The 10,542-nt window shown below is 54.9% G+C and carries 7 protein-coding genes and 1 pseudogene; 5 read left to right on the forward strand and 3 right to left on the reverse strand.

Features of this window, described 5'->3' with window-relative positions:
* Window positions 1-621: 621 nt before the first annotated feature.
* Entirely contained in the window at window positions 622-2,028 is a 1,407-nt protein-coding gene (locus AC1RMF_RS26040; protein ID WP_342620464.1) for an AAA family ATPase, read from the forward strand.
* Window positions 2,025-3,530 carry a VWA domain-containing protein gene (locus tag AC1RMF_RS26045; RefSeq protein ID WP_493145415.1) on the forward strand — a complete coding sequence of 502 codons (1,506 nt, stop codon included), beginning with the start codon at window positions 2,025-2,027 and terminating at the stop codon, window positions 3,528-3,530. Before AC1RMF_RS26040 ends, AC1RMF_RS26045 begins: the two co-directional genes overlap by 4 nt.
* Window positions 3,531-3,546: 16 nt before the next feature.
* Here the strand turns inward: AC1RMF_RS26045 and AC1RMF_RS26050 are convergent.
* Window positions 3,547-3,753, reverse strand: a pseudogene (locus tag AC1RMF_RS26050) (TMEM165/GDT1 family protein); the annotation flags it as partial.
* A gap of 382 nt (window positions 3,754-4,135) precedes the next feature.
* The gene (locus tag AC1RMF_RS26055) at window positions 4,136-7,084 is read right to left on the reverse strand and encodes a PAS domain S-box protein (protein ID WP_493145416.1); all 2,949 of its coding nucleotides are present in this window, start codon (window positions 7,082-7,084) and stop codon (window positions 4,136-4,138) included.
* 422 nt (window positions 7,085-7,506) lie between these two features.
* Between AC1RMF_RS26055 and AC1RMF_RS26060 the strand changes: the two genes are divergently transcribed.
* On the forward strand, window positions 7,507-7,689 hold the full coding sequence (locus AC1RMF_RS26060; RefSeq protein WP_493145417.1) for a diguanylate cyclase domain-containing protein: 183 nt from the start codon (window positions 7,507-7,509) through the stop codon (window positions 7,687-7,689).
* Here the strand turns inward: AC1RMF_RS26060 and AC1RMF_RS26065 are convergent.
* Window positions 7,680-8,099, reverse strand: a complete 420-nt coding sequence (locus AC1RMF_RS26065; RefSeq protein WP_342620461.1) for an Lrp/AsnC family transcriptional regulator — start codon at window positions 8,097-8,099, stop codon at window positions 7,680-7,682. The two genes, AC1RMF_RS26060 and AC1RMF_RS26065, sit on opposite strands and share 10 nt — an antisense overlap.
* 139 nt (window positions 8,100-8,238) lie before the next feature.
* Here AC1RMF_RS26065 and ocd point away from each other — a divergent pair, with 139 nt between their 5' ends.
* Together ocd and ctlX are read left to right on the forward strand one after the other, a co-directional pair.
* Window positions 8,239-9,312, forward strand: a complete 1,074-nt coding sequence (ocd, locus tag AC1RMF_RS26070) for an ornithine cyclodeaminase (RefSeq protein WP_342620460.1) — start codon at window positions 8,239-8,241, stop codon at window positions 9,310-9,312.
* 2 nt (window positions 9,313-9,314) lie between these two features.
* Window positions 9,315-10,256, forward strand: coding sequence for a citrulline utilization hydrolase CtlX (ctlX, locus tag AC1RMF_RS26075; protein ID WP_342620459.1), 942 nt, complete (start codon window positions 9,315-9,317; stop codon window positions 10,254-10,256).
* The last annotated feature ends 286 nt before the right edge of the window (window positions 10,257-10,542 follow it).

A 10,542-nucleotide genomic window follows, 5' to 3' on the forward strand; every position in this document is an offset into this window, starting at 1 on the left:
CCTATGGCATTTCCTGCATCGTCAGAAGCTAAGAAGAATTTCGGCGACCTGTTTGGCTCCAGCGATGACGCCAATGGAGAGTCGGCAGCAGGATAGGCAATAGAAGAAGAGTGGCTGCAACAGCGTGCTTCTGACCCCACAATCGGCTAGGGCAGCGGTCTAAACATTTCTTTGATGACGACTTGGCTTATGGCACGCAGAAGCCTTAGGTTGCCGCCTTGATATCGGTATTTTTGATCCGGTAGCCTGATGCCTTCTTTCTCGATATCCACAATGATGGCATTTGAGTTGCTGCGGCGACTAATGCCAGATATTCTTTGCGCGAGACCGTTCAACTCAGGGTCGCAATGTTGCCAGGTATCGCAACAGTTGCGCTTTGGCGTTTCATTGATTTGTCAGAGATGCGGGCGCTTGCAGGTTGCAGCATATTTTGAAGCCATCATTCATAGCGTTGATTCATATGCAAATTTGTCCTCTACAAAAGGTACCTATGAGTTCGAAATCCGCGGCCGCTTGAGTCAGAGGTGATTGGTACGCCTTGGGCTATGCGCTTCTTTCGGTGCTGCGGTTTTTTTGCGACGCAATGTTCACTTCATGCTGGTCCGTCTCTACAATTTGTCAATGGATTCAGCGCTCATCGGAAAAATTGAGGCACTCACGAAGGCTCTGGAGAAGGGTCTAGTTGAGCGACAGCGGGCCGTGCGGCTTTGCCTGTTGACGGCGTTAGCTGGCGAGCACAGCCTCCTGATCGGTCCGCCAGGTACGGCCAAGAGCGAGCTGGCTCGACGCTTGCATACTGTATTTCGTGATGCTCGTTATTTTGAGCGCCTGCTGACGCGCTTCACCGTACCGGAAGAGCTGTTTGGCCCTCTATCCATAAAGGCTCTGGAAGAAGACCGTTATGAACGGCACATTGCCGGTTATCTGCCAGATGCAGTGGTTGCCTTCATTGACGAAGTCTTCAAGGCCAACAGCGCCATCTTGAACGCGCTGCTGACTCTGCTCAACGAGCGCGAGTTTGACAACGGTGCCGGCCGCCAGCGTTGCCCTCTGGTCAGTCTGGTGGGTGCCACAAACAACGTGCCGGAAGACGAGGTCTCCGAAGCATTCTTTGACCGCTTTCTGCTGCGTCTGCCCGTGGCAGCAGTATCGGCAACCGGATTTGGTGCCTTGCTCAAGGCGGGCCCGCCGCGCCAATGGCAGCCTCCGTCTGCCGACCTGACCCTGACCACGTCCGAACTGCAGGAACTTGCCAACGTCGCCGCCACGGTGAAACTACCGGAGACGGTGGTGGCCTTGTTGGCAGAACTGCGCGCTTATCTGGTCGCCGAAGATTTGCGGGTGGCGGTGTCCGATCGGCGCTGGGTGAAGATCATTGGACTGTTGCGGGTGGCTGCTGCCACTGAAGGGCGCACCGCGGTGGCGCTATGGGACCTGTTGCTGCTGCCGTGGCTGACCGCGCCTGACGATGTCCGGCAAAGTGCTGTAGCCGATTGGCTGACCTCACGTCTGGGGGTTCGCCAAGCCTTTGCACCAGCCCGCCTGACGCTGATCGTGGAGGCATTCGAGCGAACACTGGATGCCGAGCAGAAGGCCAATGATCTGGATTACGACGAGGCAGGGCGCTTGCATTTCTCGGCCACGGATATTGCCGGTGAAATCGGTGACGCCAAAGGGGGTGCCGCGGCGCTGCGGATGCAGTACAACCGCCGCCGCCTGTATGGCGAGACACATATACGGGCACGACGCGTTCAAATGGATGACTTGTTGGCACGCATGGCTGCCTACGTCCAAGAGGTCACGCTGCATCAGTCCGATCTACAGCTTTATGCCGCTCGCAGCGTCTGGCTGGAGCCGGCGCTGATCCAGAGAGCGCAGGATCATCTGGCAACCACCCGTGCGGCCGTGACACAGTTGGCACAGCGTGCCGCCACCCTGCAGGAGGGCTTTGCGCAGTTGCCCCGGCTGGCGGTGGACAACGCCAAGGAACCCGAGCCAATACTGCACGATCCGCTGGATGTAGCGTGACTCAAACCTTACCCGTACCCGTGCTGTTTGCGGTTGGCGAGGGGCGTTTGGCCGGACTGGATGCCTTGGCCCGCACGCTGTGGCGGCCAGCCCTGACCCAGGTGCATGGCACATTGGAGGACCGCTTGCAGGGCCTGGTCCAGCTGCGAGGCATTCTTGTGGATGCCACGCACAAGGATGAGCCGCATGACGCTCTGCTGGGTGCGCCGTGGCCGCCTGAGCCGATTGCCCGGCCTTTGGCGCGGGTGTTGCGGCAACTGGAGTTGCAGCGATTCTGCTCGGCCCAACCTGAACTCGCAGATACGGTGCTGCGGAGTCTGCTCTTCCATCTGGACTTTGTGACGCATTTTGAGGATCGAGGCACCACCCGGGCTGAGGCCATTGCCATGGCGGTATCTGCCTTCGCCGACGAATGGACGGAACGCTCAGGGGAGATGGATGAGGTGGTACAGGTCTTCGGCATGTTGCCGCAGGACTGTAAGAGCAGTCGGTGGGACCGGTTGCTGGGCATCCTCAAATCGACGGGCTGGCAGGAAGTCCTGCGCAGCCACCGCTTGCTGGTAGCCCTTCCCGAATTGACCCGCTTGCTGCAAGACCTCGGACGCAGCCGACCTGTCGCAGAGTCCCCCAGCCGCCCCCAGTCCTGGGTAGAGGCGATGAAGGAGGTCGTGGCGCTACAGGATTTACAGTCCACGGTGCGGGTACCCGACTTGCCCGGGCAGACGCAGGGCATTCACCGGGGTGACCAGATTGCACGCATGGTGCCTTCCGAGTCGATGTTGCTTGGGCATCCTCGCCTGCGGCTGCTATGGCATGCGCGACGGGCGGAGCGGACCCTGTTGTGCTACGAAGACGATGACCAGATGGCCGGCGTACGGCGCCATAAGGCGCAGGTCCGGCAACCGCACCAGGGAAAGCTACCGGCACCCGAATTCATCGCGGGACCTGTGCTGGTTTGCGTGGATACCTCGGGGTCCATGCAGGGCGGAGCTGAGGCGGTGGCCAAGGCCGTGGTACTGGAGGCAATGCGGGTAGCCCACGCCCACGGACGCCGCTGCCATGTGTTTGTGTTTGGTGGCAACGACGAGACCATCGAGATGGAGTTGCCCTTGGATAGCGCCGGGCTCGAGCACCTGACGGACTTTCTGGGGCAGTCCTTTCAAGGCGGTACTGACATCAGTGGCCCCCTGGAGCGTGTTATCTCCAAGCTGGAAGACACCGCCTGGCAGCAGGCAGACCTGCTGATCGCCACAGACGGTGAGTTTGGTGTCACGCCAGCGGTGGCGGCGCGGCTGGATGCAGTGAAACGCAAACTGGGACTGCGGGTGCAGGGGGTGTTGATTGGCGACCGCGAGACGCTGGGCCTGATCGAGGTCTGCGACCACATATTCCCGGTGCGAAACTGGCGCAAGTTCGGCGGCCTGAACGTGGAGTCGCCCGTACACACCAGCAGCCTGACCGCCCTGTACTTTCCCGCAGCAGTGCGTCGGACCGGGGTCTGAAGTACGAAACTGCAACGCTGCGTGCACCCAACATCCCATGCGTAGTGCCAATTACCGCCAATGCTAGATTTGGAAGGTGCGCGGTCATGGTCACCGTAACGATCTGAGTCTTGTCTCCCATCTCTGCCCAAAGAAGGTGACCAGTGCGGCGCCAAAGGCCCTCATATGCTTTGTCCCCTGCCGCCAATAGTCCGGTGTGAATCTTGTGTGCACTAAGTAACATTAGCCAAAATGACCATTGCACGCAAAGGAATTGACATGCAGGTCACAGTCACGGAAGCCAAAAATCGTTTCGACGCCATATGTGCTCTAGCGAGAGCATGAGCCAGTGTTTATTGAGAAGGATGGCCGCATTGACACGGTCATCTTGTCAGCAAAACAGCTTTCAGAAATGCAAGCCACTCTCAGTACTGAGTCGGCATGGCTCCGCCCCCGACTGGGAGTGTATCGAAAATTTCAAATTTGAGGGATTCAATTTGCATTGAAATCACCAGCCGGTTCCAATGTCCGCCACATCAGAAGCGATTCTTGTCGAAGTTGAACGAGCACGGTCTGGCCATGCGCGGCAACCTTGACTCATGATGTGTCGCCCTGAATACCGAACATCAAGTGCCAGGCGGTACGTCTAACCAAAACGTATCACGACCGGCGGCCTTGGCTTGATACAGCGCACGATCCGCCCGAGCAACTAACGCAGCAGGATTCAATTCATTGCCCTCGCAGAGGGTAATGCCAATGCTTGTTGTAGCGTGGATCTTATGATCGCCTAGCTGCATTGTTGCCCGTATGGTTCCTACCAGCTTTTCAGCGATCATCTGCACCTCATTTCGGTCGCTCAGATCCTCCAAAATGACGACAAATTCGTCGCCAGCCAAACGAGCAGCCGTGTCCGTAATGCGGATGTTCGACTTCAGGCGATTTGCAAATTCACACAGCACAAGATCACCTACGCCATGCCCGTAAGTGTCATTGATGGATTTGAAGTGATCAATATCCAGGTACATGAGAGCCATACGTGAACCGGTGCGTTGACAGCGTGCAATGGCTTGCCCAAGCTTCTCATCAAACTGCCGCCTGTTTGGTAGGCCCGTAAGCGGGTCTATACGAGCGATATCCTTAAGTTCCTTCTCCACCCGCTTTACGTCCGTCACATCCAAGCTAAGCACATATGCGCCGTGTGCTACGCCATCAGGCCACACGTCAGGAATAAAGATGGTTCGCAGGTATCGGTGAACCCCGTTCTCATTAATTTCAGAATCGAATTCAATGCGCTCGCCCGCAAGCGCCTTTCGTAGGGCATCCCTACGTTTTTCATAGCGGACGTCGCCGAGGACTTCATGGATCGAGCGCCCAGTTGCCCATTGCAAATCAATTCCCAACCAGTCTTTGAATGTTGCATTGAGAAACTGCAGTCGCTCCTCCGTATCGACATAGGCAATTAAAACCGGCAGATTGTCTGTCACCGCACGGAGCTGCCGCTCACTTGCCTCAAGGCGCGCTTGCGCCTGGTGTTGTTCTGTACGATCAAGCACCATGCCAAAGATACCTGTGACCGTACCTTGCGCATCTCTGTCTGGCACGTAGTGCACGTACAAGTTGGTTGGCGAGCCAGGAATTATGTTCGTGAGTTCAAATGACACATCCTTGCCAGTCATTGCCTCCGCCATATAGGACTTAACCCCAGCAAAAACCTCTTCGCCAAACACCTCGGCGACTGTCTTCCCAACAGTGGAGCCCTCTTTTAAATGGAACCATGTTTGGTATTTGTCGTTCGTAAAGGTATACCGATAGTCCATATCCACATAGGAAATGAGTATGGGCAAATTGTTGGCAATTAACCGCAAACGCTGCTCGCTACGCGCCAGTGCACGCTCTACCTCTTTGCGCTCTGACACATCGTAGTTCGTACCTAGCACACGGGTTGCATTGCCTTGCTCATCTCGAATCACTTCTGCGCGGGAATGAACGTGGCGAATTCCCCCATTGTCTTTAAGTACGCGAAAGTCAAAATCGATAGGTTGATATGTCTCAATGGCCTTCTGAAATTCAGTTACGCTTCGCTGGTAATCGTCCGGATGCAGCTTGCTTGACCACTCTTCAAGCGTGCCACCAAAAGATGCGCGGGTACCGCCGAAGATTTCGAACATGGTGTCGGTCCATTCGACCTTCCCAGTCTTTAGATCAACTTCCCAGATGCCTATGCCATTGACGGACGTTGCCAAAGACAAACGCTCCTCTTTCGCGATCAACGCAGCTGACAATGCCTTCTTTTCGGTTACATCCTGAATGATGGCCAATGAGTGCTCTGGTTGCCCAGACGAGTCACGTTCCAATATTGCAGAAAGCACTACGTCGATAACCGTTCCATCTTTCCGAACCATCTGGTACTCGATATCTTCGATCTGACCAGACTCGAAAAATTTAGGCAGTACATCGTTCGTCGCGTAGTCTCGCGAGGCCGGGGTGAGAAAGTCCGTGGAGCGCTTACCGACTACTTCTTCTCGGGTGTATCCCAAACTTCGGAGCCACATATCGCTCACATACAGTATTCGTCCCTGTCGATCGATGGAATGCAGCATTGCCGGGGTGGACTCATACAGAGTCCGCAAGCGATTCTGGCTTGCCTTCAAGGCAAATTCGGCCTGCTTGCGATCCGTGATGTCCCTGCCTACGGAATGTAAGGCAATGACTTGATTGCTATCGTCTCCGATGGAGCGATTGGACCAGGCCATCCAGCGTTCTTCACCTTTTGCAGAACGCATTTGATTTTCACCATACGCAACCCCGGGCCCTTCGCAAAGCTTCTGCAAATGGGATGCAACAGCGTCCCGATCCTTTACTGAAACATAGTCAAGCAAGTTGCGTCCAACCATGTCTTTAGGCGTCAGTGCGAAATGCTTGGCATATGCTTCATTGACATAAGTCAATTCGCCGCTTGGTAGCGATAGAGAGACAAGATCAGTTTGGTCTTCAACGATAGCGTGATAGAGCGCTTCTTGCGTACTTATCTCCTGCGCCTTTTCTGCAGTTCGTGCGTGTAGCTGATCCAATTCTAAGGCGCGTTGGCGCATATCCAGTGCTTTTGAAGCAACAAGCGCGAGATCCGACAACGCCTTGCGTTGCACATCATTTAGCACACGTGGTTGGGTATCGATTACGCACAAGGTGCCAACGCTTTCGCCCTCTGACATGACCACCGGAACTCCAGCATAGAAGCGAATATGCGGTTGCCCGGTGACCAGTGGGTTTAAGCAAAACCTGGGATCTTCCATGGCATCAGGGACCTCCATAAGATCCGTACCCAGAATTGCATGGGCACAAAAAGCCACTTCTCGGGACGTTTCGGCTGTTCCTTCCAGCCCAATGTTGGACTTGAACCACTGCCGATCAGCACTTACTAAGCTCAGTAAGGCTATGGGAGCATTGCAAATGGCAGATGCGGTACGCGTCAGAGCGTCAAATATTGGTTCCGGCTCGGAATCGAGCACTTGCAGTGCCCGCAATCGAGCCAGTCGCCCTTCTTCATTGATGGGTCGTGGAGCGGCGTAATTCATGCATTATTTTCTTCTGGCGCCCAACGCGCGCGTTACTTCCTTGATGGTAGATCAAATTTCTTCAATCGTGTGTCAGAAATACGTGGGAGGTAGATTCTCAACACATCTACTGGAATACCATAAAAAATCTGTCGGGTAATCTACGAGCAGATGAGTTCACCAAGGACGTGGGTATAACTTTTACATGCTATAGATGCGATGTCTGCGTCACAACGTGTGTTAAGTGAAGTGCCAGGCACTTCCACACATTTCCAAGATCATGGACTTTGGCGGCGGTCACAGAGATTTCAAATCATCACATCCACACGCCCAGCGCCTTCGCGTAGTCCCGGCCACGCCTGAAAGGCGATCTGAAATGGACTGTCGCACAAGCAATAAGTCCAATTGATTCATATCTCTTCTGGCAATGCCGCTTCAAGTCAATCAATGACTCTCATGGACATAGTTCTGGCGACCATGTACTCCGTGACGTCGCGAATCGCATCCAATCATGTTTTTGGGAACGTCGATTTTGCCGCGGGCCTAGACGTGGTCAAACGCTGTACAGCGTTCTGATTAGCTTGTCGATCTTTGGCGTATACCCTATCGAGGTAGGCTATCGATAGGTTGCAAGGTGGATGTTGGTCTCGGTGCTGCGTATTCCTTTGATCAAACGAACGCGCTCCAGGATCTTCGACAAATCGGCCATGGAACTCGCCTCAATTTCGGCCAGCAGATCCCAGCGCCCGTTGGTGTCATGCAGCGCGGCCACACCCGGCTCTCCAAGCAGGCTAGCCGTAACCAACTTGGTTTGATTGCCTTCAACCAATACACCCATCCAGGCTCGTATGACACCTGGCTCTGAATCCGGGCGCAACTTCACGGTGAACCCTTGAATAACCCCGGAGTCCTCCAGCTTGCGGATCCGGTTACTCACCGTGCCGCGTGAAACCTTGAGCTTGAGTGCCAAGTCCGCCACGCTCATGCGCGCGTTCTGGCGTAGCAGGGCAATCAAGGAGCGATCAATCTCATCCATATGTGAAATGTCAAATGGTCAATAAGGTATGCCATATCGGCAATATATGTGCATATTGTCACATTTTGTCGATTTTCATTGACGTCTGTCATGGGCAAACTTCTCTCAGGTCACAACACAACGATTTGAGAGACTTGCCATGCACACACCAGCCACACCAATGCCCTCCGTGGCAACCCTGTTCCTTAGCGCTCCCGAAATGGTGCGCCTTATTCGACGCAAGGGATTGCAGCAATGCCTTGTCGGCATTTCCGACAACATCCGGGACGACTTTTTGCGCTGGAGTGACTTTGACAAATCTGCCCGCGTTGCCAATCACTCGGCTGAAGGTGTGATTGAGCTCATGCCAATCTCAGACAACACTTTCTACAGCTTCAAATATGTCAACGGCCACCCCAGGAATACGCGTATAGGGTTGTCGACGGTGATGGCTTTCGGTGTGCTGGCCGATGTGCAAACAGGCACACCTCTGCTGTTGAGTGAATTAACGCTAACGACAGCCTTGCGTACTGCCGCCACTTCTGCACTGGCCGCCAAGACACTAGCTCGCCCGGACAGCCGAGTGATGGCACTTATTGGCAACGGAGCACAAAGTGAATTTCAGGCACTGGCATTTCGGCATCTCGTAGGAATTGAGGAGGTTCGGCTGTTTGACGTCGACACAGCGGCCACGGCCAAGCTGATCCGCAATCTGCAGCATACGGGCTTGAGGCTTGTTCCCTGCTACAGCGTAGCCCAGGCCGTAATGGGCGCCGACATAGTCACCACGGTAACGGCAGACAAGACCCATGCCACGATTTTGACGGGTGACATGATCGAGCCTGGCATGCACATCAATGGCGTAGGTGGTGACTGCCCAGGGAAGACAGAGCTGCATGCTGATGTGCTGACGCGCGGTAGCGTATATGTGGAATATGCACCGCAGTCCCGGGTCGAGGGAGACATTCAGCAAATGCCTTTGGATTTCCCAGTAACGGAGCTTTGGGAAGTGCTCGCTGGTCAGAAGCCAGCGCGCTCGCACCGGGATGAAGTAACCATCTTTGACTCTGTAGGGTTCGCTCTGGAGGACTTTTCCGCGCTACGCTTCATGTACGACACTGCGCGTGCGCTGAGCCTGGGAGAGAGGATTTCCCTTATCCCGCAACTCGAAGACCCTAAAAATCTATTTGGGACGCTGCAGTCCCACGTTAAATCAATGCGTCGGGTGGCTTGATCATGCGGCCCCTTCTATTGCCTCAGACTCCATCTTCTGTCGTGATGGTGCGCCCTCACTTTTTTGCACCCAACCCTCAGACTGCATCCGACAATGCGTTTCAGCGCAGCAGCTCCTGCGCAAGTCCGAGCGAAATCTCCGGTAGAGCGTATGAAGAAGTAACCCGCGCGGCCCACATTCTGAAGAGTCACGGCGTAGCGGTTCATCTATTTGAAGACCAGATTCAAGATAGAACGCCTGACTCTGTGTTTCCCAACAATTGGTTCTCCACGCACGCTGGTGGACACGTAGCACTCTACCCCATGTACTCGCCCAATCGACGGCGGGAGCGCAGGGCTGACGTCATTGAACTGCTCAAGGCGCGGTATCGTGTGCAGGATGTCATTGACTATTCGGGCCTGGAGCCAGACGGACTCTTTTTGGAGGGGACGGGAGCCATGGTTCTGGACCACATCGACCGGGTCGCCTACACAGTGCAATCTAACCGCGCAAATCCAATTGCGTTGGAGCGATTCGCCACGCACTTCAATTACGAGCCTATGTCGTTTGAAGCTTTCGATGAAAAAGGCAATGCTGTCTATCACACCAATGTGCTGATGTGTATTGGCACGGCTTTCGCAATGGTGGGTTTTGAACTCATTCCAGACGCAGTGCGTCGCACTGAAATCAAGACGCGTTTGCAAAACACGGGGCGCAACGTCATCGACTTGAGCGCCTATCAAATCGGAGAGTTCGCGGGCAACGCGTTGGAGCTCAACGGGTCCAGTGGCAGGATACTAGCAATCTCTTCGCGCGCTTTGGCCAGCCTGTCTTCGGAACAAGTGGAAGTCATCGAGAAAAGTGCCACGATCATCCCATTACAAGTGCCCACCATCGAGTTGGCCGGTGGCTCGGTCAGATGCATGCTCGCAGGAATACACCTATGTAGGCGCGACGAGATTTAGTCTTCTAGTTGCCCCTGCAGGTCACACCCACAATTGGAGGAAGTCGCTATTCCCAACGGGCAGGTCAAAGCCAAGCGCTTGGGTAATGCACTTGGGGAAGCTATGCAGCCACGTCACAAAAAAGGGGCCCGCATGCCCCTTGTCTGATGGTCTGACAAGAACGTTTGTGTTTATGCCGGAGCGGTGGCCTCATCGACCGTGGGTGCTGATACTGCTGGCTCCGCCACTTTGCTCTTCTTCGCCGCTACTTTGGCCTTGCGAGAGGCTTGGGGTTTCGCTACTTTGG

The sequence above is a fragment of the Rhodoferax sp. GW822-FHT04A08 genome, assembly GCF_058801025.1.

Coding starts and splice junctions, on each gene's coding strand:
- AC1RMF_RS26040 (WP_342620464.1), top strand. CDS start 622: ATGGATTCAGCGCTCATCGGAAAAATTGAGGCACTCACGAAGGCTCTG.
- AC1RMF_RS26055 (WP_493145416.1), bottom strand. CDS start 7,084: ATGAATTACGCCGCTCCACGACCCATCAATGAAGAAGGGCGACTGGCT.
- AC1RMF_RS26065 (WP_342620461.1), bottom strand. CDS start 8,099: ATGGATGAGATTGATCGCTCCTTGATTGCCCTGCTACGCCAGAACGCG.
- ocd (WP_342620460.1), top strand. CDS start 8,239: ATGCACACACCAGCCACACCAATGCCCTCCGTGGCAACCCTGTTCCTT.
- ctlX (WP_342620459.1), top strand. CDS start 9,315: ATGCGGCCCCTTCTATTGCCTCAGACTCCATCTTCTGTCGTGATGGTG.